The sequence below is a fragment of the Streptomyces sp. NPDC107517 genome, assembly GCF_055582645.1.
Genome location: NZ_JBVJPM010000004.1, coordinates 306,260 through 327,903 on the forward strand (window position 1 = coordinate 306,260; position 21,644 = coordinate 327,903).

The following is a 21,644-nucleotide window of genomic DNA, read 5'->3' on the forward strand; positions in this document are numbered from 1 at the left end:
ATAGGGGCGCGGCGTCCGTATGGCGCCCGCGCGTAGGCCGTCGGCCTGATCGTGGAATGGAGGCCCCGGCCAGTGACGACGAGTACCGGCACCAGACCGTACGCCGCCCTGAACCCGGCCCTGATCCGCTCCAGTCTCGCGGTGGTGGAACGCCGGGCCGACGCGCTGACCAAGTACTTCTACGCCCATCTGTTCAAGCACAACCCCGGACTGCGGGCCATGTTCCCGGAGCGGATGGAGGAGCAGCGCGACCGCCTCCTGGCCGCCCTGACCACGGCGATCCTCAGCCTTGAGGACACCGGCGCGCTCGTCGGCCACCTGCGCACGCTCGGCTTCGACCACCGCAAGTTCGGGGCCCGCCCCGAGCACTACCCGGCCGTCGGCGACAGCCTGATAGCGGCCCTGAAGTTCTTCTCGGGCAGCTCCTGGACGCCGAAGACGGAGGCCGCCTGGCGCGCGGCCTACGAACTCATCTCCAGAATCATGATCGCCGGTTCCGAGTCCGTGCCCGAGTCGGAACCCTCCTGGTGGGACGCGGAGGTGCTCCGCCACGAGCGCCGCACGGACGACATCGCCGTCCTCACCGTCCGCCCGGACCGGCCCTACCCGTACCTGCCGGGCCAGTACGCGACGCTGACGGCCCCCGAGGCGCCGCAGGTCTGGCGCCCGTACTCCGTCGCCAACGCGCCGCGCCCGGACGGCACCCTCGACTTCCACATACGCCGCGTCGACGGCGGCCTCCTGAGCGGCGCCCTGGTCGACGAGGTCACCCCGGGAGGCACCGTCCGCCTGGGCCCGCCGCTCGGCACGACGACCCTCCCGCAGTCCCTGCGCGGCGAACTGCTCTTCGTCGCCGGCGGGACCGGCTGGGCGCAGATCAAGGCCCTGATCGAGGAGTTCGCCGTGAGCCGCGGCGACGCGACCGCCACCCTGCTGATCGGCGCCCGCACGCAGGACGACGTGTACGACCTCGGCGTCCTGGAACTCCTCGCCGACGCCCACCCGTGGCTCCGCCTCATCGGCGCGCTGCCCCGGCGCGACCGCCCCGCTCACGACGCGGACGCGACGCTCCTACGGGCACTGACCCGCTACGCCACCGCTCAGAGCCTGCGGCACGCGCCGGGAGACTGGCCGCACGTGTACGTGAGCGGCCCTTCGGCCATGGTCGAGACCGTCGAGACCCAACTGGCCATGCTGCACCGCGTCCCGGCCGACCGCGTCCACCACGACCCGCTCGTCCACCACGGCACGGGCGAGCGCCCCGAGACGACGGCGGAGTGGTTCCTGATGAAGCGCGAGGTCCCCTGGATCCGGCCGCGCCCGTGACGTCAGCGGCGCGCCAGTCCGAGAAACGCGGACCAGGCCTCCGGCGTGACGGTGACGGTGTCCGCGGCGTCGGCGGAGGTGTTCTTGGAGTCGCGGATGTGGATGGCGGCGGGGGAGGGGGAGATTTCGAGGCAGTTGCCGCCGTCGCTTCCGCTGTAGCTCGATTTGAACCACTGAAGTGCGGTGCTCATGGCTCTCCTAGCAGTCGGTCCAACAGGCCCTTTGTGTCCTCTGGGTTGAGGGCCTGCGTCCGCAGCATCGCATACCGCTGGGCGAGGATGGACACCTCGTCGGGGTTCGAGATCAACTGACTGCCGCGCTGCGTCTCCGTGTAGGCGAGGTGCTGATGTTCGGGGGTCTCCAGCAGGACGAAGGGCCCGTCGAGCGCAGGGTGACTGGTGCGTCCGAACGGGAGGACCTGCAAGGTGACCCCCGGGAGATCGGCCCAGTCGCGAAGTCGGCGCAGCTGCTCGGCGTAGACCCTTCTGCCGCCGAGCCGGTCGTGCAGTACCGCCTCCCAGAGTACGAAGCTCATGGTCGGCGGCACCCTGCGCTGCACGATCTCCTGCCGCTCGATGCGCGCGGCGACGTAGCGCTCGATCTCGTCCGGGTCGAGAGCCGGGACGCGGCTCCGGAAGACGGCCCGGGCGTACGCCTCGGTCTGTAACTGCCCGGGCAGCACCTGGTTCTCGTACGAGGAGATGGCGACCGCCTCTCGCTCGCGATCCAGGAACTCCTCCGCCCACCGCGGAACGAGATCCACCTCCGGCATGTTCTGCACCGCGGCCGCCAACGCCCCTTTCGTATCCAGCAGTTCGTCCAGCACCACCGCCAGGTCCCCCTTCAGTGGCCGCCGCCCCTGCTCGATGGACGCGATCGTCTCCTCGTCGACCACGACCCGTTCCGCGAGGGCCCGTTGGGTAAACCCGGCGGCCGACCGGAACACGGCCAGCAGCGCTCCCACCATCTTCATCGCCGACGCGTTCTTCCTGCGCGGCCGCTTCCTGGGGTTCATGAAGGCCAACTCCCCGCCGAGGGACGTACATTCACGGCGGTGAACCCGTACAAAGAATCTGTACGGGCCCACGCACTGCCTCATGATGGCCACGCAGCGTGACCCTCGTCCCGTGAACACCGAAACCACCACCACTGCGCGTGAACGCTTCTACCGGCGCGAGCGCCGGTCCGTGCCCGCCGCCCGCGCGTTCGCGCGTGACGCCCTGACGGACTGGCGGGTGCGGCAGGGGGCGTGCGAGGACATCCTGCTGTGCGTCAGCGAACTCGCCACGAACGCGCTCCTGCACGGAGTCCCGCCCGGCCGCGGCTTCCTGCTCCGCCTTCTGCCGTACGAGGACGAGGTGCGCGTAGAGGTGCACGACAGCGGCGACGGGACGCCCCAAGTGGCAGACGTGCGGGGCGAGTCGGGGCGTGGGCTGTTCCTCGTGGAGGTGCTGGCCGACAAGTGGGGTGTCGAGCGGAGGGACCCGGGCAAGACGGTGTGGTGCACGTTCTCGCTGGGCGGCGCATAGGGGCGGCGCGGTCAGAGGCAGTGGACGGGGATGCGCTGGACGAGGTTGTTGGCGAAGCCGCCGCGGTTCCACGGCTGGGTGAGCGGCTGGGTGCGGCCGGTGGCGTCGGTGGCGCGGGCGCCGAGGACGTGGGTGCCGGGCACGGCGGTCCACGGGACCTGCCAGCGCAGCCAGGCCGCCGCCTGCCTGTCCGACGGGTCCCCGTCCAGCGTGGCCTCGCTCCACGTGGCGCCGTCGTCCGTGGTCACGTCGACCCTGGTCACGGGGCCGTGCCCGGACCAGGCGCGGCCTTCGAGGAGTACGGGCCCGGGGCGGACGACGCGGGCCCGCGACATGAAGTCGGGGAACCCGGGCGGGATCATCAGGGCGCGCGGCAGGATCCTGGTGACGGGCTCGCCGGGATCGTCGGCGTTCCACCGCAGGCGGTACGCGACCGCCTGCTGGAACCCGTCGAACGGGGCGTCGACCAGCGTGATCCCGCGCAGCCACTTCACCTGCGCCATGCCGTACCAGCCGGGGACGACGAGCCGCAGCGGGTAGCCGTGCTGCGGCGGCAGGGGCGCGCCGTTCATGTCGTACGCGACGAGTACGTCACCGGAGGCCACCGCGAGGGGCAGGCTCCGCCGGTAGTCCTGCTCGACACCGCGCTCGACTCCGTGGTCGGCGCCGGTGAAGACGGCCTCGACGGCGCCTCGGTCCACCCCGGCCTCGTCGAGGAGGACGCGCAGCGGCACGCCGGTCCAGTCCGCCGTGCCGACCGCCTCGACCAGCCAGGGCTGGCTGATCGGCCGGGGCGTGAGCAGGGCGCGGCCGTTGCCCGCGCACTCCAGCGTGACGCGGCGCGTGACGGCGGGCAGGGACCGCAGGGCCGCCAGGCCGAGGGTCAGCGGCGTCCTGACCAGGCCGTCGACCGTGAGCCGCCAGTCGTCGGCGCTCGCGGCCGGGATGTCGTAGTGGACGAGGACGTAGTGCAGACCGGGCGGGGTGACGTCGTAGCGGAGGGCTTCCAGGGGGAGGCCGTGATTACGCGCGGCGAGCGCGAGTTCATCGGAGGTGATGCCTTCGTCCAGGGCGGCGAGCCGGCCGGGACGGCTGACGCCGCCGAGATCGCCCGGTCCGTCCGTGACGTGGTCCGGTGCGTCCATGACTCAGTCCGATCCATCCATGTCTTCATGGTGCTCCGCGATTGCGGGGCCTGCCGGGCGGGCGGATCCTGGAAGTGTCAGCCGGCGCTCGATGAGGTGTGTCGGTGGCTGACGGGGGCCCGCACGCCGGCGCACGAACCGCTCACCGACGCCGCCGAGAGGCGGAAGGACGGGACGGGGGGACAGCGGTCCGCGTAGCGATGCGTCCCGTCGAGGAGTGCCATGAACGACACCGACACGGATACCGACACCGGCACTGCCGCCACCGCCCCGAATCCCCTCGCCACGGACGTCGTCGGTCTGATGCGAACCGAGCTGCGTGGCCCGGTGATTGCGCGGGGCGACCCCGACTACGACGAGGCGCGCAAGATCTACAACGGGATGATCGACCGGCGGCCGGCCGCGATGGTGCGCTGCTCGGACGCGGCGGACGTCATGGCGGCGGTCGATTTCATCCGCGACCACGGGCTGGAACTCGCCGTCCGCGGCGGTGGCCACAGCGGCGGCGGCCAGTGCCTCGTCGACGACGCGGTCACGATCGACCTGTCACCGATGCGCTGGGTGCGCGTCGACCCCGCGCGGAAGACGGCGTGGGTGGGCGGCGGCAGCCAACTCGGCGACCTGGACCACGCGGCGCACACGTTCGGCCTGGCGATACCCGCCGGAATCATGTCGACGACCGGCATCGCGGGCCTGACCCTCGGCGGCGGTCACGGTTACCTGACGCGCAGGTACGGCCTGACGATCGACAGCCTCCTCCGCGTGGACATGGTCCTCGCGGACGGCAGCTTCGTCACGGCGAGCGAGAGCGAACACTCCGATCTGTTCTGGGCGTTGCGGGGCGGTGGCGGAAACTTCGGCATCGCCACCGCGTTCGAGTTCGAGCTGCATCCGGTGCACACGGTGGGCGTCGCGCTGACGCTGTGGCCGGTCGAGAAGACCCGCGAAGTCCTTGAGTGGTACCGGGAGTTCCTGCCGGAGGCGCCCGAGGACCTGAGCGGCTTCTTCGCCGCGCTGACCGTGCCGCCGGGACCGCCGTTCCCCGAGGAGATCCACGGCCGGAAGATGTGCGGGGTGGTGTGGTGCTGGACGGGCGACCTGGCCCGTACGGACGAGGCGATCGCGGCGGCGGCGGAAGCGGGCCCGCCCGCCTTCCGGTTCACGGCACCGATGCCGTACCCGGCGCTCCAGACGATGTTCGACGAGCTGCTCCCCAAGGGCCTGCAGTGGTACTGGCGCGGCGACTTCTTCGACCGCATCACGGACGAGGCGATCGATGTGCACGCCAAGTTCGCCGAGAACCTCCCCACACCGCTGTCGACGATGCACCTCTACCCGGTGAACGCGGCCGCGTCCCGGGTCTCCGAGGACGCGACGGCCTGGGGCTACCGGGAAGCGGTCTGGTCGGGCGTCATCGCGGGCATCGACCCGGACCCGGCGAACGCGGAGACGGTCAAGCAGTGGGCGAGGGCGTACTGGCACGACCTGCACCCGTACTCCATGGGCGGTTCGTACGTGAACTTCATCGGCGAGGACGAGCACCAGGACCGGGTCCGGGCGACGTACCGCCACAACTACGACCGTCTGGCGGAGGTCAAGCGCAAGTACGACCCGGGGAACCTGTTCCACGCCAACCAGAACATCGAACCGGCGGCGGGGGAGGCGGCGTAGGAACTCAGGACCACTCCCTCGGTGGCGGACCGCGTCACCGCCGGCCGGGGCCGCCGTCGCGCCGCGCACGGCCGCCGGGCAGGTCGAGTACGGCCTGGAACTCCCGGCTCGCCTCGCGCGGGCGGCCCGCCGCCGCGTAGGCGCTCCCGAGCCGGTTGCGGATGTCCATCTCCAGCCAGTCGTAGTTGGGTTCGGTGAGCGGGGACATCAGCCGGCGCTGGAGGAGAAGGGCCTGGTGATGGAGGCCGATGGCCTTCTGCGGGTTGCCCTCGGCCTCCTCGGCCGTGCCGAGCCGGGTCAGGCTGCGGGTGCAGAGGAAGGCGTCCTCGGTGTGCTGCACCTGGTCGATCGCCCGGCGCAGCAGCCGCTTGGCCTCACCGTAGTGGCCGAAGTGGATGTGGGCGTCGGCGGCGCAGCTCAGGGCCCTGCTGAGCATGTGCGGCCTGGCGGCCTTCTCGGCGTGGGCGCAGGCGCCGTCGAAGCAGGTCAGTGCCTGCGCGTCCCGTCCCTCCAACTGGTGCGCGAGGCCCAGGAAAAGGAGCGTGATCCAGGTGAGCCAGTCGTCGCGCAGCCGCCGGGACAGGTCCACCGCCGCCATGAGATGGGGCATCGCGCCGTCGCCGTCGCCGCGCTTCAGGTGGACCGTCCCGAGACCGGCGAGGGCCCGGGCCTCCTCGCCCGGCAGGGAGAGCCGCCGGCTGAGATCCAGTGCCTCGGTCCCGCGGGTGAGGACCACTTCGTACCTGCGCTGGTGTCCGGCGGTGTACATCACGCAGTTCCGCAGCGCGGCGGCCATCCGCCGGTCGGTGGCCTCGCCCTCGTGCGCGAGCGCGATCTCCAGAGCCGTCCGGGACTCGTGGTAGCGGGCCCGGCGCATGAAGTAGTCGCACAGCGCCTCGGCGATCCAGCAGGCGTGGTCGGCCTCACCGGCGGCCGCGGCGTGTCCGACGACGTCGACGAGCTCTCCGCCGGCCGCGTCCAGCCAGGCCTCGGCGTCCTGCCAGTGGGCGAAGCGCGACACGGTGAGCGGGGGGCCGGTGGGGAATCCGGCCGGGCCCCAGTCGCTCGCGGTCCGGGCCGCGTCCAGAAAGAGACCGAGTGCGGCCCTGCGCGCGGCGCCCGCCTCATCGGGCCGGGCGTCGGCGAGGCGCCGGGCGTGCACACGGACCAGGTCGTGCAGCCGGTAGCGGCCCGGACGCGGCTGCTGCACCAGGCTGGTGTCGACCAGGCTCTCCAGGATCCGCTCGGTGTCGGCCGCCGGCCGGTCGAGCAGCGCCGCCGACGTGAGCACGTCGAACTCGACCGTCGGAGCGAGGCCGAGGGCGCGGAACCCGCGCTGCTGCTCGGCATCGAGCTGGTCGTACGACAGGCGGAAGGCCGCCTCGACGCTGCGGTCTCCGACGCTCAGCTCGCCGAGCCGGTTGTCGTCGCCCGCCATGCGGCCCACCAGGTACTCCACCGTCCACGTGTCCCGGTTCTGCAGCCGCGACCCGGCGATGCGCAGGGCGAGCGGCAGCCCGTCGCACAGCCCGGCGAGACGCTGTGCCGCATCCGGCTCCCGGGCCGCGCGCTCCTCCCCGATGATGTGCGTGAGCAGCGACACCGAAGCGTCGCTCGGCAGGGGCTTCAGGGTGACGCGCCGGTCGGCGTCGAGTCCGGCGAGGCGCCGCCGGCCCGCCACCAGGACCCGGCTCCCGGCCCCCGCGGGCAGCAGCGGCCGTGTCTGTCCGGCGTCCAGGGCGTCGTCGAGGACGAGGAGCAGCCGCAGCGCGCTGGTCGCCGCGCGCCAGACGGAGGTGAGTTCGTCGAGGTCGTCCGGCAGTTCACCGGTGGCCGCGCCGAGGGAACGCAGCAGCCGCTGGAGCGCCTGCTCCGGAGACTGGCGCCTGCGCGTGCTGTGCGCGCGCAGGTCCACGTACAGGCAGCCGTCGGGGTAGCGGTCGCTGAGCTCGCGGGCGGCGCGGACGACGAGCGCGGTCTTGCCGACGCCGGCCGTGCCGTCCACCGTCACGATCGACACGGATCCGGGCGCGGAGGGCGCGGTCAGCTGCGCCAGCTCCGCCTCCCGCCCGACGAGACGGCCTGCGTCGCCGGGCAGCTCGTTGACGGCGCGGCGCGTCCTCGGCGGTGCAGCGGACGCTGAGCGTGCGGGGCGCCCGGTGGCCGCTCCGAGGAGGCGCGCGCCGTCCCGGCGCAGCACCGCCTCCTGCACGCGGCGGAGTTCCTCACCGGGCTCGACCCCGAGTTCTTCGCGCAGGCGCGTGCACATGTCCCGGTAGACGCCGAGCGCGTCCACCTGCCGTTCGCTGCCGTACAGGGCGCGCATGCGCAGGGCCGCGAGGGCCTCGTCGTACGGGCCGGACACGGACAGGGAGGCGAGATCGTCGAGGGCCTCGGCGAACCTGCCCAGCAGGACGAGGCATTCGAGCCGTTCCACCCGCACGGTGCGCAGCCGCTCCAGGAGCCGCTGCCGCTCCACGTCGGCGAACGGTCCGGGCAGCCCGGCCAGCGGTTCGCCGTCGAAGAGGGCGAGCGCGGCCGAGAGCCGTTCCACGGCGGCGGCCTGATCGCCGGACGCCTTCGCGCGCCGGGCGGCGTCCACGTGTTCGGCGAGGTCCGCCGCGTCGAGCTGCACCTCGCCCATGACGAGGCGGTAACCGCCCGGCTCCCCGCGGATCAGGGACCGCGCGGGGCCGGTGCCCTCGGCGTCGAGGGCCTGCCGTAGCGCGTAGACGTAGGTGGGCAGTACCTTGCGACCGGAGTTCGGGGGGCCGGCGCCCCAGATGTCGTCGAGCAACTGCTCCCGGGTGACGAGGAATCCGGGCCGCAGGGCCAGCGCCGCGAGGACTGCCTGCCGGCGGACGGGGCCGAGCGGCAGCGGCGTGCTGCCGCGCCAGGCACGCACCGGCCCGAGCACGGCGAGCCGGACCGCCCGACGAGACCCCTGCCCCACCCGCAGCCTCCGCTCCACGCTCACCGGGCGCCCACTGTCCGCATCACGGTGCGCGTCATCGTCCGCACCGTCGTGCGCGTCATCGTCCGCATCATCAGAATTTCATTGGCATTGCAGCGTGTGCCGCGATGGTTTGCAAGTGCCCTTGGAGCACCGGGAGTTCACCGGCGGCCGGGGCGCGCTGGACCGGCGGCGGCCGTGGCCGGGGGAGCGGCCGCCGCCCATGCGGAAGGAGTGGAACATGCAAGCAGCGAGCAGCCCTCTGGGCCCTTTGGAGCGGACGCTGAAGGGACACGGGCTCTTCCTGAGCGTGGAGCGGAGCGACGCCGTCGAGGTGGTGTACGTCTGCGTGGACGACGGGATCCCCGGCGGCTATCCGGTCGGCTACGTCATCTCGTCCCGCACGGGAACCTGGACCGCGTACGCGCGGGTCCGCCCCGGCCGGATCTTCACCACGGACGAGATCTCCTCGGGCCTTTCGAGCGTCGAGGAAGCGATCCGCGCGGTGGTGGCCCACGCCCGCTACGAGGACGTCCTCACGGCGTGAGGCACTGGTGAAGCACTGGGACTCGCCCGGTCACGGGTGAGTCCGGCCGAACTCCCGCGCCAGTACTTGATCGCGCAGCGTCCGTCGTGGATGCCCGGGGGATGCCCGGGGGATGCCCGCACTGTCAGTGGCCGACTTCTGCCGATCGCCCCGCAGATGGGCGACCGCTCGCTCGTCCAGAGGCCGATTCACGGGCCGACAGCGCGCGGTGCCTCAGTGGCTGCGTGCAGATTGGCAGAATCCCGCCACATCCAGGCCGGCGGAGGTCGGCCAGGCATGCCCCCGTTTCCTGGCAGTTTCCCCGGGCCGTTACGGGTGACCGGCGAGGAAGCCGCCCACGGCGGCGCGGAAGTCTGACGGGGCCTCGACCCACGGAAGATGTCCGGCGCCGCGCAACACCTTCCGCGACACCTGAGGCAGGGCCTGTTCCAGCGAATCGACCGCCCAGCGCGGCCGGATGTCCACCGCCCCGTCCACGATCAGCGTCGGGACATCCAGCCGCTCGCAGGCCGCGCGCAGGGCCGACGTTCCGCATGTGCGCTTGGTCTCGGCGTTGATGGCCGCGTTGGATTCGAAGTTGACGCCGAGCCAGGGTGTGGCCATGCGCTCGGCGTGCTCAAGCGCGCGTTCCCGTTCGCTGAAGTCCGCCGACCACTGCAGCACCGAGTACTCACGGTCTTCCGCATCGTCACGCTCCCGGCTCCGCAGCGCTTCCCAGCGGCTGAGGTGAGTCCCGAGCCCGGCCCGCAGGTGCTGCTTGTACGCCGCGTGCCAGGTGGCGTTCTGATCGATTCCGGTGCCGGATACGTAGACCAACCTGCTGACGCGGCCGGGATGTTCCAGCGCGAAATGCAATGCCAACTGGGCGCCCCACGAGTGGCCGAGCAGCGCCATCCGGGCCAGCCCGAAATGCCGGCGGACGGCGTCCAGGTCGGCCACGGAGCGAGCCACCGAATACGGTCCGCAGCGCTGTGACCGGCCGCATCCCCGTTGATCCCAGCGATGGACCGTGGCTGTGTCCGACAGCAGGTCGGCCACGTCCCCGAAGGTGTCCCACAATCCGGGGCCGCCATGGCAGAACACCACCGGGGCACCCGTACCGACCCGGGTCGCCCAGAGCCGGACCCCGTCGTCGGCCACCACCGTCTCGTCCATGTCCATGCCGCTGTCCATTTCCATGTCCATGCCCCTGCCCATGTCCGTGCCCAGGAATCTGGCGGAGCCACCGGCATCGAGGAGCCTGAAGGGGTTCGGGGGCCAGGGGCCAGAGTCCGGGGGCCTGTTCAGCCATAGGGTGCGCCATAGAGGGCCATAAGACGCAAATCTGGATGTAATTCGAGATACCGCGGGCGGCGCGGGTATTTCTGGCCCGATATCGCAGCCTGCGGCGCCGCCCGCCCTCCTCGTGGCCGAGCGCTCGCGGCGCGCATCCCAAAGGAGTGTCATGCTCACGCGTAAGTCTCTCGTCCGGACCTCCCAGGTGCTCTGCCTGGGCACGGCCGCCACGCTCGCCCCCATGGCCCTGGCTTCTCCTGCCTCGGCCGCGACGCTGCCCGTGGCGTGCACGAGACGGCCCTGAAGACCGCCATCGGCATGGCCAACAGCACCCCCGCCGTCGACACCCTCAACCTGAGGGCCGGCCGCGGCTCACGCCTTGATCGCGTGTGCCTGTGGCATCCGTGAGGCATCGGACCTGACGGGCCTCCCGTTTGAACACCTGACCAAGCGGGTGGCCCGTCACGGCTCGACACGTGCACGGCAAGCGGAGGAGGCGGCCTTCATGGCTGCGCGGCCGGGCTCGTGGGGCTCCGGCTGTGCTGCGCGCGTGCCGCCGCCCCACCCAGCTGAACCCCCTGCACGGTCGGCCTGGGCCCCCGACCAAGAAGTGCCCGCCCCGTACCGCCGGAAGCTGCGTCGATCAGCGGTCGACGCGCTTCCTCGCTTCCATTGCGCCAGGAGGCCTGCCAAATGAATGACGAGCGACAGCAGGACACCCGCTCCCGACTCACCGCGTCGCGGCGCGGTGTGCTGGCCGCGGTAGCCCTTGCGCCGGCATGTGCCGCTGTGCCGGCCCGGGCCCACCCCCTGCGACGCGATCTGGCCGAGCCGGTGATGACCAAGCTGGCGGACTGGGCGGACGTGGGCAAGGCTCTCGGCCGTACCGGTGACATGAGGCGGTTCATGTACCACACGGCCTTTCCGCGCCGGGACCTCAAGGTCACGTCCCGAGGCATCCTGATCAAGCCTGCCCTCGCTCTGGGCACGCACGTGTCCTTCGTCCGGTACACGGACCACGGCACGCTCATGATGGGGGACACCGTCGTCACCGAGCGTGAACTGCAGCGTTTCTGTGACGCCCTGCAGGAGCGGGGAATCATGCTGACCGCCATCCACAAGCATCTGCTGGCGCATGATCCGGATCTCTGGTGGGTTCATCTCCATGCTCACGGCCACGATCCGGTCGCCGTTGCCCGCGGTGTCCGCGCGGCGCTGGACCGCACCGGTACCCCGCCTGCCGAACCCGTCACCGTCTCGCCGTCCATCGACCTCGACACTGCCTCGATCGATGCCGCCATGGGCTCCAAGGGGGCTGTCAGCGGCGAGATCTACACGTGCACCTTTATCCGCCGGGAGACCATTGCCGACGGCAATGTGGCCTTGCCTCCGGGACTGGGCTCCACCACCTCCGTCAACTTTCAGCCGCTCGGCGGCGGAAAGGCCGCGATCAGCGGCGATCTGGTCATGATCGCCAAAGAGGTCCAGCCCGTCCTCGTGGCCCTGCGGCGCGGCGGGGTCGAACTCGTCGAGGTGCACCACCACCACCTCAACGACGCCCCTCACCTGTTCTTCGTCCACTACTGGGCTGTCGGCGACGCCGTCAGGCTCGCCAAGGCCATTCGCCGGGCCGTGAAGGTCACCAACGTCGTACCGATGCCTGGAATCGCCGGGTAGGTCCTGGCGGCCTTCGCGGGACTGCGCTTCGGGCGCGCCGGCAACTCTCCGTAGGTGAGACGTCGGCACAGGTGCAGCCGCGCTCGGGGCGGACTCGTGGACGTAGTGGCCGGCGGATGTCAGGCGCGTGGTTGCGGGGCGGGTGACAGCGCGGTGCGGGCCGCGGAGAGGACCTGCTCGGACAGCGGGGAGTCCTTGGTGGCGCGGGCCAGGAGAAGGGCGCCGAGCATGGTGCACAGCCGGGCGATGCCGTCCTCGTCGTCGGTGGCGAGCCACTGGGTGAAGTCCTGCACCCCTACGGCGTAGGTGCCGTGCGCCTTGTGGCCGCCACTGTGCCGGGCCATGTCGGTGGCGAGCGCGGCGACGGGGCAGCCCGAGGCGGGGTTGTCCCGGTGCCGGACGGACAAGTATCCGTCGATCAGGGCCTGCTGGGCCTCGACGCGGTGCCCCTCGTGCTCCTCGAGCGTGGTGGCGTGGTGCTCGGCCAGTTCGCCGAGCGCATGGATGACCGCCTCGTCGATCAAAGCCTCCTTGGAGGCGAACTGCTTGTAGAAGCCGCCGTGCGTCAGGCCGGCCGCCTTCATCAGATCCGCGACGCTCACGCCCGTGCCCTGCTCGCGGAACAGCTGCGAGGCCCGCTCCACGACCCGCCGACGGTTCGCCTGTGCCTGCGCATGTGAGACGCGCCCCATAGGGCACCTCCTTTTGGATGTCGAGCGTCATCTATCGTACGCTGGTATTTAGATCACCCACATCATCTATTTGGGGCGCTCCCCACCCCCACCCAAGGACGCGCCCCCTTCACGGGAGACATCTCATGGCGACTCGCCCCGGCCCGGCCGCCGAAGCCGACCGGACCACTGCCGCCGAAGCGGACGGGACCACTGCCGCCGAAGCCGACCGGACGACCGGCTCCTCCTCGGCCGCGCCGCCGGTCCGGCTCTGGCTCCAGCCGGTCGTGATCGCCCTGGTCGTCGTGGCGGCCTTCGTCGGCTGCTACGTCGGTCTGCAGCGCGACCCCCAGCCGCACCGGGTGCCGGTGGCTGTCGCCGGGCAGGAGCTTTCGGGCGAGATACGCCAGGCCCTTGGTGACAGCGTCGATGTCCGTCCTGTCGCCGACGCCGCCACGGGGCGCGCTGAGCTGGAGCGCCGCGATGTCGTGGCCGCGCTCAGCGGCGGCGCGGACTCCGACCGGTTGCGCCTGGAGGTCGGCGGGGCCAACGGGCAGTCGACGACGACGGCCGTCGAGAGCCTGATCGGTGCCTATGCCCACGGGGCGAGCCGGCGCCTGACCACGGTGGACGTCGTCCCGTTCGCCCGTTTCGACTCCCGTGGACTGGCCGGGTTCTACATGGCCTTCGGCGTCACGCTGGCCGGCTTCGTCCTCGCCCAGAACGCCCTCGGGCTCGCGAACCATCTGCGCCTGCGCCACCGGTTCTGGCTGCTGTCCGGCGCCTCCGTGGCCATCGGCATCGTCGCCACCGTCATCGCCGGACCCGTCCTCGGGGCGGTGCCCGCGCCGGTGATACCGCTGGCCTTCGGCCTGACCCTGCTTGCCGCGGCAGCCGCGTTCACCACCAAGCTGCTGGGCACCTACCTCGGCCCCGTCGGTGTGCCGGTCGCCACCCTTCTGCTGCTCACGGTGGGCAACTCCACCAGCGGAGCCACCATCGGCCCGGACCTCCTGCCCTCCGCCGCGCGCGCCGTCTCCGCCCTGCTTCCGCCGGGCGCGGCCGTCCGCGCCGTGACCGACCTGAGCTACTTCCACGGCGCGCAGGCGGTGCAGCCACTGGCCACCCTCGCGCTGTGGGCGGTGATCGCCGCGGCCCTGGTGAGCCTGCGTCCCCACCTGAGGCGGCGCCGCACTCGGGTGACCATCTGACCCACGGTCGGGGGCGAAGGCCGTGTCGCGGACGTGCCGCTCCGGGCCCGCGGGGTCCTTCTCGACACCACCTGCCGAGTCACCTGCCGCGAGGGCATTCAGCGCAGATGGAAAGGCGGCCCTGGGGCGCATCCGGGCGGATTGTTATTGCCGCTCACGTTGAAGTCTCCGCAGGTAAGAAAAAGATGGTTGAACTGACCGAGAAGGAAAGCGATGATCCCGATGGTCACCGTGATTGCGACAGCCCCGAAACGCTCCGCCGTAGGAAGTTCATCGTAGTCGGACATCAGAATTTTCGACAGCAGCCAGGTGAGGTAAGGGGCGCTCAAAATGGTAATCGCGACCTCGAAATAATGGAGGTAGTGGAAACCTCTGCTTCGCGGCGCGGTCATGCCCAGAACGATCCAGGCGGACGGAAGGAGCAGCGCGATCCAGCTGTGCCACGGCACGGCAACTTTCCTGCGCAAAATCAGGCCTGAGAGCAGCACGGCCGTGGCTACCGCCCACACGGCCAGCACATCGTCGAAGAAGATGGCGTTGTACGCACCGAAGGTGAATGCGGGCCACCAGATGACCAGAGTTCCACCCGCTGCGGCGGTTGCCGTGGCCCGCAGAGTCGAATGGATTTCTGGTAGACGGCCCTTATTTCCCGGGCTCGGGTCGCGACGCGCTCCGCGTGTCATTGCATTCCACCAATTCAATGTAAAGTCATTGGGGCGACGCCTTCTGTTTACTTCTGTTTGCCGCTTTTTTGGGGATGTATTCAGCTTGAATGACACTATATGGGTGTGACTGCCTGGGTTATGGCAACACGCCGTTGTGAGAGTCCCGGCGCTGCTTCGCTCTGGCCACAAGGTCGGTGGAACGACTTTGTCCGGGAGCTGTTCTGGAGCGAGTGATCACGGCCCCTCATGATTCGGCACGTCGGTCATGCCGTAGAGGCCGCGATCGCCCGGCGTTACCGGCTGCTCGGAGGTTGCTGCGAAGCCCGGCACCGGGATCGGTGTTCCGGACGTGCGCACCCTTGTCGATCTCGCGGGTCAGCCTTCGGAGGGGCGCGGGGCACGCAGGTGCGCACGTTCCTTCAGTTCCTCCTCGTCGACCAGCCTGAGCATCGGCTGGCCCGGCGCGCACAGCATGGTCACCAGGAACTTGGTCGGTGCGTCCGACAGGGCGTTGCCGTCCTGGTAGTGGATCACGTCACCGCCCGGCTCCCAGAACGTCCCACCGGCCTCGACCACACGCTCCGGCTCACCCTCGAGCTCGAACCGGAGCGCGCCCTCCATCACGTAGCCGAACGAGGGGCCCGAATGGCGATGCGGAGGGAGCCCGGGGTGACCGGGAGGCCAATCGACGAGGATGGTCATTCCCGAACCGCCTTCGGGAAAGAAGGGCGGAGTGACTTCCTGCAGCAACTTGACTTCGGGCGGCAGGGAGACCTCGTGGGCGCTCCCCTGCTCCGGGTTCTTGTCTGACATGTACCGCACCTCCGTAGGCCTGCCCGAAATGGACGATCTTGCGTCGGCCACGGCATTCCGGACCGGTGTACCGACCCACTCGTTCCGCGTGACCAAGTTCGCCGGTTTCCGGCTCACACAACTCGCTTCGAGATGAGGACAAGCCACAGCCCGTATCCGTGACAGGCCGTGTGCCTTCCGCCTCGCCCAAACGGTCTCCAGACAACCCTGCCTCCCGTCGGAGGCCGCCACAATCCGGGAGCCGGCGGCATCGGGTGCGCATCGCACCATGTCATCGGCGGGCATCTGGTGCCGCATCAAGCCGGATGCCGCAAGTCGGCTCGGCGTGAAAATCAAGCACGCACTCTAATTCGGGTACGGCGAATCGCAGGGCCTGCTACCTCGTCGGCACTCAGGAGCGGACCCTCCGCTGCATCCGAGAGCCGATGATCCAGCAGACGCGCCGGACTCGCACCGGGCTACCGGAGGGATGCAGAAGGCCACCTACCAAGATCGGTAGGTGGCCTTTCCGCTTGTGCCCCCGGCAGGATTCGAACCTGCGACACCCGCTTCAGGAGTTCGATCCGACGATGGTTGCGGCACTGGATTGCTACAGCTGCAGGACCGGATCACTCCGTCTAGAACCTTTGTGGTCCGCTGGTGTCCGCTGTCGTTGATGTCAGGTGATGTCAGGTGATGTCAGGTTTGGATGTCAGCCTGCCCTCCGATGGGCACTCCGGCGGAGCGGTGGGCGGGGTATCTGAGGCTGAACCTCGGACCTGCCGAGATCCCTTCGCAAGTCAGCGTGCCTACTGTGCAAAGCGGTGTCGACCGCCTCGCGCGAGGCGGAGATCGCCTGATGCCCGATCGTGATCCAAGGGTGTACAACTCCGTGCGGATCCCAACTGTCTGAAGGGCGCCGGAGGATGAGCCTCCGGCGCTCTTCCGTACGGAGATCGGGGATCAGGTGGGGAAGAAGGTCTGGAGAGCTGTCGTGGCCGGTGGCGCGGCGGTGGTGTTCACGGCCATGGCCGCGGGACCGGCCGGGGCGGCCGAGGGCGGGGTCTCGTTCACCCGTGTCCAGGTGAACGGCGGCAAGGCGATCGTGATTGGGGTGTCGAACGAGGTCGCGGTGCCCGCATCCTTCCGGATGGCGACCACACACCAGTGGAAGTGGCCGGCGGTGTTCCTGTACCGCGGCAAGACGAGTGAGCGGCTGTGGCACGCGATCGAGACGAGCGACTGCATCAAGGTGAGCTCGGGCGTCTGTGACTTCAACGAGACGATGTACTTCGACCCGAGCGAGTGGGAGATGCGCAACAGCGAGGCCGGAGCGTGGAAGGTCGCGGCCGAGGTCTACTTCCAGGGCGGCGGCGGTGACACCGATGACGAGGGCCTCACGGCCTACGTCAAGCGCAACTCCCGCCTGACCGTGAACGCCTCGCCCGAACCGGTGGCCAAGGGCAAGACCATCACCGTGACCGGCAAGGTCACGCGGGCCAACTGGGAGACCAGGAAGTACGTCTCCTATGAAGGCCGCCTGGTGACCCTGCAGTTCAAGCCCACCGGAACCACCTCCTACACCACGGTGAAGAAGGTATACGCGAACGGCTCGGGTGATCTCAGGACGACCGTGAAGGCATCCCAGACCGGTACCTGGCGCTGGGCGTACTACGGCAACACCACCACCGGGCCGTCGACTTCGGCCGGCGACAACGTCGTAGTGAAGTGAGTTCCCTGGACTGCCGCGCGATCTACTCGGCACAGCTACAGGACGACCTTTAGCGTCGACGTCGCGCGGTCGGCGGCGAGGTATCCAGCTCTGAAGTGCAGCTGCATCCCTTGGTTCTGTCCGGGGATGGTCCGGTATCCAATCCGTGGCCCAACCGACGTCCAGGCCTAGTTGATGGCTAAGAGGGGGACCTGTCAGCGCCGACCGCGCACAAGCCCTGAACGGTCTTGAAAACCGTCGTGGCGCGAGTCACCGTGGGTTCAAATCCCACACCCACCGGGCAGGTTGAAGTCCCCTACCCAGGAACATCGGTCAGGGGCCTTCGTCTTGGCCAGTGCCCGTGAGTTTCCGCTGTTCCCCGGTGTTCCCCGCCCGATCGGGCACGGCTGGGGAACGGCAGCGTGCTGCATGGAGCAACTCCCCCTGGAGTGTCTTGCCTCCAGTACATAAGTCTGGCGAGGCGCCCAAGGAGAACAAAGAAGCGCTCTGACGTGTGATGCTTCGCACCCTAGGTGCAGCGAACGTACGGCCCCTCATGTGATCACCGAGGGGGCCTTAGCGTTGTTCGGGGTGATTGAGACCTTCTGGCCAGAAGCTCGGAGCGCGTTCGCTTATCTGGCCGGGCAGTCCTTGGCAGCCAGTTCGCGGTGTGGATAAGACCCATCAGGTATGACGCCGTGCAACCAGTCGGCAAGCCACTGGGCCAGCGACTGCCCGAGTGGGGCCAGGGCGTGCTCCTTGCAGCAGAGATTGGGATCGCAGTCCCACATCTGCCCGTCGGCCGTCGTGAAGTCGATGAGTGCCCACATGGCGCAACCCCGATCCATGAGGGGCACGAGCCCGGGCGGCAGGCCGCGCTCAGGATCGGCGAACTCGCGGTAGGCCATCGCGATGTCCTCGCAGTCACTGAACCAGTCGCCCGTATCGGTCAGGGAGACGGCCTCCCAGGGTCCGAAGCCGCCATTGGAGGCTTCGAGGTAGATCCTTTTCAGCAGGTGGGGCATCGTGTGCCCAGCGATGTGCTCGAACGCAGCAATATCCGCCGGCAGAGCCGGGCCGGGAAGATCTTCGTCAGCTGCGTACTCGCGGGCAGCCGCTATGAGCTCGTCATCAGTCACACGCAGATCCTCGGCGACCGGGTGTCCGGTGTCGACAGTGAAGATCGCGCTCTCAGCTTGGGAATCATCGGCACATACCCAGAGATCTTGCGGCTGACCTGCCAAAATGCTCCTTGATGGCACTGGCCCCCGGGTTCAAGACACTGCCTTTGGCCGTGACCGACCGGTGCGTCTGGTGCGGATCTGGTGCGACAGCCACTGCCCGCGGAAATCCGGGTGGTCCGAGTAGGGCGTCGCCAAGTCGAGGAGGTCTGGGCAGGGCCAGCATTGGCAGTCGTCCTGGTTGTCCCAGGGAAGCTCGGGATCGCCAACGGCAGAGCTGAGCACATGCCGGGCCAGGGCGTGGCGCTTGGCTGCGAGCTCTCGGAGGACGCGGGCAGGATCGTGCAACGCCACGTGCTCCGCGATCGTCGGATGGAAACCGGAGAGGTCCACTTGGCGGAAGTCCACGGTATGGCCGTGGGCGGTCCATTGTCCGCAGCCGTCACCATCGCATCGGCCGGCCAGCTCGGCGTCCTCATCGAGTCCTCTCCGCAGGAACTCGGTCAAGTCGTCGCTCATGAGCGCATCATCGACCATGACCCCAACGCTCGACACCCGCTTTAGGGGCGAGGTGGGGCGGTCACGGGACCGAGCTGCGGGTTCCCTGGTTCGGCGCAGTGCGGCCGTACTGCCCGCTGCGTGCCGCGATTCCCCGTGAGTCCCCGCCCGTTCTGGCCCGAGAGCGGCACGGTCCGAGATGAGGTGGGTGGAGTGGCTTGGGCTGGACGTCTATTAGCTGCCACTGTTGTTCATGGTGGGCTGGTTGTCAGGGCGGGGCTGTCGTTGGTTGGCCGACCGGAAGCCCATCACGTGCCCAAAGGCGTACGCCGCGAAGATCAATACTCCAGCCAGCCCGAGCCGTGCCCATCGGTCGTCGTTGATCGCTTTCCACGCCAGCATGATCAACGAGTAGCATCCCAAAGCCACTTGGAACCACCACACGATGCCCCGTCGGTCCCGCTCGGCCATTGAACCCACTCCTTGTTCGGCACATTGGTGCACGATGATTTGCCCCCTTGGCCGGCTGTCTACTGAGGTCCAGCGTCGACCGCCGCCGCTAGCGCCTGCGGGTGTCAGCTGCTGACGTCAGGAACCGGGGTGTTCGACGAGTTCGGGCTACTTGCACGCCGGATCATCTCCACAACGTGCACCGCTTGCTCCGGGTAGGCCCATAGCCGTACAGGCACCGCAGACGATTCACACTCGATCACCAGCGCTCTGGTCGGGACCCACAACACTTCGCGGAAGGACGGATGGCGTGCGCGGATGTAGCGCAGATCTTTCGGGAGTTCACGCAGCCGCGTCCTCGACCAGCGAGGCTTCCATTGGAACCTGCCTCCGGCGCGTACCTGGCCAAGGCTGTATCGGGGCCCCTCGTCCGGCAGGTTGGCCCCGACTTGGAAGAAGACTATTTGCCCTGCTTCGGTTTGAGTGGCTGTTCGCCGCGCTCGCCGCGCCAGGAGAAGCCTCCCGATCACGCCGCCGATGAGGGCACCGCAGAATGCCTGAATCATGCATGAAGATAACAAGCGGCCAACTCATCGCCAAGGGGTTCGGCGCACCTCGGACCTGGTCAGCGCTTCTGCTTGTAGCGGTCGATGAGTTCTCCGGCGACGATGACGATCCCTGCGAGGAGTGCACTCGTGTACCAGCTGTTCGGGCTGCCGAGCACCTGGGCAAGCGACCAGAACATCACGGTGACAACGATCCAGGCTATGGCCCAGCGCAAGGGGTCCGGCACGGCCGGGCGTGGGATCTTCACGGGGTGAGGCTACGTGCCGACGGCCCCGCACCCGACCTCTTTCCCCAACCCACTACTTCCCCAGCTCCCATCCCGTCCGCCGTCGACCCACACGTCTGTGGAGCGGGCGTGGTTCATGGCGTCCAGGTGGAGCGCGCCACTGTACGAACGACATGGACGCCATCGGCCGCGTCTGCTCGGCTCTGCCTGGGTCGATGGCGGACGGGATGGGAGCCCACCACACTCGCCACGAACCGGCCGGCACTCGCCTACGGCGCCCCCTCCATCCCAGAGTCTGAGCGCCCCCGCCGGAGGCACGTCTATGACCCGCTGACGTTCTCGCTTCCGCCCGCATGCACGCAGCGCGCCGCCTCTGCGGCGCGCGCCCGCGCCATGCGCGGGCCTTGATGAAGTAGAGAAAGTTCCACCGCGCTGCCCGGCTCAGAGCACAAACGGCTCATATGGAATAGCTCGGTCTACGACCTTCTCGGCGCTCGACTCGGGGTCGAAGTCCCAGTAGATGTAGTCGCTGATGTGGGGACAGCTCAGTCCCGCGTTCAGGGTCTCCAGGGCTGCGGCAACTTCGGACTCACGGCGTGCAGTGAGGAGCTGATCACGCGCAACGTGGCCAAGCTTGTCGAACTGCCCCGCGCCGACTCACGCGAGCTGCACCCCTGGACGCTGGACGAGACGCTCGACTTCCTCGCCGCGTCTCGGAAAGATCCGCTAGACACAGCCTTCGTCCTTGCGATCGGGATGGGCCTCCGCCGGGGAGAGATCGTCGGCCTCCGCTGGTCTGACCTCGACCTGGAAAACCGCGTCCTCTACGTGCGCCAGCAGACGCAGCGCCGTCGTGGCGTCCTGTACGACGACGATCCCAAGAGCCGCCGCCGTCGCGTTGTCCCGCTGCCGGGCCTCTGCATCGCGCCGCTGCGCTGGCATCGGATGCGGCAAGCAGCTGCTCGCGCCAAGGCGGGGGAGACCTGGGCGACCGGGTCGGACTACGTCTTCACGACTCGCACCGGCCGCCCGGTCGAGCCGCGCAACGTGTACCGCTCGTTCACGCGCGTCGCCGAGTCGGCCGGCATCCGCGTCATCCGTCTCCACGACGCCCGCCACGGCACCGCCACCCTTCTCACGGCGGCCGGAGTCGCGCCCCGCGTCGTGATGGAGATCCTCGGGCACTCTCAGATCAGCATCACCATGGACGTCTATACGCACGTCGTCCAGGACACCCAGCGCGAGGCCATGAGCCACATGGACCGGCTGCTGAGGAGACGCCCCGGTCGCCAGTGACCGCCCCCGTTGATGTCAGCTGTAGATGTCAAAGGCCACCTACCAAGATCGGTAGGTGGCCTTTCCGCTTGTGCCCCCGGCAGGATTCGAACCTGCGACACCCGCTTTAGGAGAGCGGTGCTCTATCCCCTGAGCTACGAAGGCGGGGATCTGTCGGAAAACGTGTCTGAAAGTCTGCCGAGATTGGCGGACCGCTCAGGCTTGCTTGGCGACAGGTCGTGGTGGCAGCCCGTGAGGGCATAGCCACCGCGGT

At 69.2% G+C, this 21,644-nt stretch carries 20 protein-coding genes, 1 tRNA gene and 2 pseudogenes; 10 read left to right on the plus strand and 13 right to left on the minus strand.

Annotation, left to right across the window (positions count from 1 at the left end; all coding sequences use genetic code 11):
- The first annotated feature begins 72 nt into the window (after nt 1-72).
- Nucleotides 73-1,326 (plus strand): globin domain-containing protein, encoded by a 1,254-nt coding sequence (locus tag ACZ67T_RS12265; RefSeq protein WP_469983484.1) that lies wholly within the window; start codon nt 73-75, stop codon nt 1,324-1,326.
- Between the two features lie 2 nt (nt 1,327-1,328).
- On the opposite strand, the gene ACZ67T_RS12270 is transcribed toward ACZ67T_RS12265, so the two are convergent.
- A complete protein-coding gene (locus ACZ67T_RS12270) occupies nt 1,329-1,517 on the minus strand; it encodes a DUF397 domain-containing protein (RefSeq protein ID WP_469983485.1) in 189 nt (62 codons plus the stop codon).
- Nucleotides 1,514-2,341 carry a helix-turn-helix domain-containing protein gene (locus ACZ67T_RS12275; RefSeq protein WP_469983486.1) on the minus strand — a complete coding sequence of 276 codons (828 nt, stop codon included), beginning with the start codon at nt 2,339-2,341 and terminating at the stop codon, nt 1,514-1,516. Before ACZ67T_RS12275 ends, ACZ67T_RS12270 begins: the two co-directional genes overlap by 4 nt.
- A gap of 112 nt (nt 2,342-2,453) precedes the next feature.
- Between ACZ67T_RS12275 and ACZ67T_RS12280 the strand changes: the two genes are divergently transcribed.
- Entirely contained in the window at nt 2,454-2,855 is a 402-nt protein-coding gene (locus tag ACZ67T_RS12280) for an ATP-binding protein (RefSeq protein ID WP_469983487.1), read from the plus strand.
- 11 nt (nt 2,856-2,866) lie between these two features.
- Here the strand turns inward: ACZ67T_RS12280 and ACZ67T_RS12285 are convergent, their stop codons facing one another.
- Nucleotides 2,867-4,000: a sulfite oxidase gene (locus tag ACZ67T_RS12285; protein ID WP_469983488.1), complete on the minus strand. Its 1,134-nt coding sequence runs from the start codon at nt 3,998-4,000 to the stop codon at nt 2,867-2,869.
- 303 nt (nt 4,001-4,303) lie between these two features.
- On the opposite strand from ACZ67T_RS12285, the gene ACZ67T_RS12290 reads away from it, so the two are divergent.
- On the plus strand, nt 4,304-5,671 hold the full coding sequence (locus tag ACZ67T_RS12290) for an FAD-binding oxidoreductase (RefSeq protein ID WP_469983783.1): 1,368 nt from the start codon (nt 4,304-4,306) through the stop codon (nt 5,669-5,671).
- A gap of 34 nt (nt 5,672-5,705) precedes the next feature.
- Here ACZ67T_RS12290 and ACZ67T_RS12295 read toward each other — a convergent pair whose 3' ends face one another.
- Nucleotides 5,706-8,624: an AfsR/SARP family transcriptional regulator gene (locus ACZ67T_RS12295; protein ID WP_469983489.1), complete on the minus strand. Its 2,919-nt coding sequence runs from the start codon at nt 8,622-8,624 to the stop codon at nt 5,706-5,708.
- Between the two features lie 241 nt (nt 8,625-8,865).
- On the opposite strand from ACZ67T_RS12295, the gene ACZ67T_RS12300 reads away from it, so the two are divergent.
- Complete coding sequence (locus ACZ67T_RS12300; RefSeq protein WP_469983490.1) at nt 8,866-9,171, plus strand: hypothetical protein; 306 nt, start codon at nt 8,866-8,868, stop codon at nt 9,169-9,171.
- A gap of 309 nt (nt 9,172-9,480) precedes the next feature.
- On the opposite strand, the gene ACZ67T_RS12305 is transcribed toward ACZ67T_RS12300, so the two are convergent.
- Nucleotides 9,481-10,350, minus strand: a complete 870-nt coding sequence (locus ACZ67T_RS12305; protein WP_469983491.1) for an alpha/beta fold hydrolase — start codon at nt 10,348-10,350, stop codon at nt 9,481-9,483.
- Between the two features lie 265 nt (nt 10,351-10,615).
- On the opposite strand from ACZ67T_RS12305, the gene ACZ67T_RS12310 reads away from it, so the two are divergent.
- Nucleotides 10,616-10,750: a hypothetical protein gene (locus ACZ67T_RS12310; protein ID WP_469983492.1), complete on the plus strand. Its 135-nt coding sequence runs from the start codon at nt 10,616-10,618 to the stop codon at nt 10,748-10,750.
- Nucleotides 10,751-11,139: 389 nt separating this feature from the next.
- Entirely contained in the window at nt 11,140-12,123 is a 984-nt protein-coding gene (locus ACZ67T_RS12315; protein WP_469983493.1) for a DUF1259 domain-containing protein, read from the plus strand.
- A gap of 119 nt (nt 12,124-12,242) precedes the next feature.
- On the opposite strand, the gene ACZ67T_RS12320 is transcribed toward ACZ67T_RS12315, so the two are convergent.
- Entirely contained in the window at nt 12,243-12,815 is a 573-nt protein-coding gene (locus ACZ67T_RS12320; protein WP_469983494.1) for a TetR/AcrR family transcriptional regulator, read from the minus strand.
- 125 nt (nt 12,816-12,940) lie between these two features.
- On the opposite strand from ACZ67T_RS12320, the gene ACZ67T_RS12325 reads away from it, so the two are divergent.
- Nucleotides 12,941-14,005: a hypothetical protein gene (locus ACZ67T_RS12325; RefSeq protein WP_469983495.1), complete on the plus strand. Its 1,065-nt coding sequence runs from the start codon at nt 12,941-12,943 to the stop codon at nt 14,003-14,005.
- Nucleotides 14,006-14,103: 98 nt separating this feature from the next.
- Here ACZ67T_RS12325 and ACZ67T_RS12330 read toward each other — a convergent pair whose 3' ends face one another.
- Nucleotides 14,104-14,784, minus strand: coding sequence for a hypothetical protein (locus ACZ67T_RS12330; protein ID WP_469983496.1), 681 nt, complete (start codon nt 14,782-14,784; stop codon nt 14,104-14,106).
- A 261-nt stretch (nt 14,785-15,045) separates the two neighbouring features.
- A complete protein-coding gene (locus tag ACZ67T_RS12335; protein WP_469983497.1) occupies nt 15,046-15,483 on the minus strand; it encodes a cupin domain-containing protein in 438 nt (145 codons plus the stop codon).
- Between the two features lie 946 nt (nt 15,484-16,429).
- On the opposite strand from ACZ67T_RS12335, the gene ACZ67T_RS12340 reads away from it, so the two are divergent.
- Nucleotides 16,430-17,194, plus strand: a complete 765-nt coding sequence (locus ACZ67T_RS12340; RefSeq protein WP_469983498.1) for a hypothetical protein — start codon at nt 16,430-16,432, stop codon at nt 17,192-17,194.
- 409 nt (nt 17,195-17,603) lie between these two features.
- Nucleotides 17,604-17,684, plus strand: a pseudogene (locus tag ACZ67T_RS12345) (phosphoribosyltransferase); the annotation flags it as partial.
- Nucleotides 17,685-17,805: 121 nt separating this feature from the next.
- Here ACZ67T_RS12345 and ACZ67T_RS12350 read toward each other — a convergent pair.
- From ACZ67T_RS12350 to ACZ67T_RS12365, 4 genes are all read right to left on the minus strand, one after another.
- Entirely contained in the window at nt 17,806-18,417 is a 612-nt protein-coding gene (locus ACZ67T_RS12350; protein ID WP_469983499.1) for an SMI1/KNR4 family protein, read from the minus strand.
- Between the two features lie 30 nt (nt 18,418-18,447).
- A complete protein-coding gene (locus ACZ67T_RS12355; RefSeq protein ID WP_469983500.1) occupies nt 18,448-18,873 on the minus strand; it encodes a DUF6221 family protein in 426 nt (141 codons plus the stop codon).
- 213 nt (nt 18,874-19,086) lie between these two features.
- A complete protein-coding gene (locus tag ACZ67T_RS12360) occupies nt 19,087-19,323 on the minus strand; it encodes a hypothetical protein (RefSeq protein WP_469983501.1) in 237 nt (78 codons plus the stop codon).
- A gap of 604 nt (nt 19,324-19,927) precedes the next feature.
- Nucleotides 19,928-20,116 carry a hypothetical protein gene (locus ACZ67T_RS12365; RefSeq protein WP_469983502.1) on the minus strand — a complete coding sequence of 63 codons (189 nt, stop codon included), beginning with the start codon at nt 20,114-20,116 and terminating at the stop codon, nt 19,928-19,930.
- A gap of 570 nt (nt 20,117-20,686) precedes the next feature.
- Here ACZ67T_RS12365 and ACZ67T_RS12370 point away from each other — a divergent pair.
- Nucleotides 20,687-21,391: pseudogene (locus tag ACZ67T_RS12370) on the plus strand (tyrosine-type recombinase/integrase); the annotation flags it as partial.
- 71 nt (nt 21,392-21,462) lie between these two features.
- On the opposite strand, the gene ACZ67T_RS12375 reads toward ACZ67T_RS12370, so the two are convergent.
- Nucleotides 21,463-21,535 (minus strand) — tRNA-Arg (locus ACZ67T_RS12375).
- Nucleotides 21,536-21,644: the final 109 nt, after the last annotated feature.

Excerpts from the sequence above, each read along its gene's own strand:
- ACZ67T_RS12270 (WP_469983485.1), bottom strand. The coding sequence starts at position 1,517 with ATGAGCACCGCACTTCAGTGGTTCAAATCGAGCTACAGCGGAAGCGAC.
- ACZ67T_RS12275 (WP_469983486.1), bottom strand. The coding sequence starts at position 2,341 with ATGAACCCCAGGAAGCGGCCGCGCAGGAAGAACGCGTCGGCGATGAAG.
- ACZ67T_RS12285 (WP_469983488.1), bottom strand. The coding sequence starts at position 4,000 with ATGGACGCACCGGACCACGTCACGGACGGACCGGGCGATCTCGGCGGC.
- ACZ67T_RS12290 (WP_469983783.1), top strand. The coding sequence starts at position 4,304 with ATGCGAACCGAGCTGCGTGGCCCGGTGATTGCGCGGGGCGACCCCGAC.
- ACZ67T_RS12300 (WP_469983490.1), top strand. The coding sequence starts at position 8,866 with ATGCAAGCAGCGAGCAGCCCTCTGGGCCCTTTGGAGCGGACGCTGAAG.
- ACZ67T_RS12305 (WP_469983491.1), bottom strand. The coding sequence starts at position 10,350 with ATGGAAATGGACAGCGGCATGGACATGGACGAGACGGTGGTGGCCGAC.
- ACZ67T_RS12310 (WP_469983492.1), top strand. The coding sequence starts at position 10,616 with ATGCTCACGCGTAAGTCTCTCGTCCGGACCTCCCAGGTGCTCTGCCTG.
- ACZ67T_RS12315 (WP_469983493.1), top strand. The coding sequence starts at position 11,140 with ATGAATGACGAGCGACAGCAGGACACCCGCTCCCGACTCACCGCGTCG.
- ACZ67T_RS12320 (WP_469983494.1), bottom strand. The coding sequence starts at position 12,815 with ATGGGGCGCGTCTCACATGCGCAGGCACAGGCGAACCGTCGGCGGGTC.
- ACZ67T_RS12325 (WP_469983495.1), top strand. The coding sequence starts at position 12,941 with ATGGCGACTCGCCCCGGCCCGGCCGCCGAAGCCGACCGGACCACTGCC.
- ACZ67T_RS12335 (WP_469983497.1), bottom strand. The coding sequence starts at position 15,483 with ATGTCAGACAAGAACCCGGAGCAGGGGAGCGCCCACGAGGTCTCCCTG.
- ACZ67T_RS12355 (WP_469983500.1), bottom strand. The coding sequence starts at position 18,873 with ATGAGCGACGACTTGACCGAGTTCCTGCGGAGAGGACTCGATGAGGAC.
- ACZ67T_RS12360 (WP_469983501.1), bottom strand. The coding sequence starts at position 19,323 with ATGGCCGAGCGGGACCGACGGGGCATCGTGTGGTGGTTCCAAGTGGCT.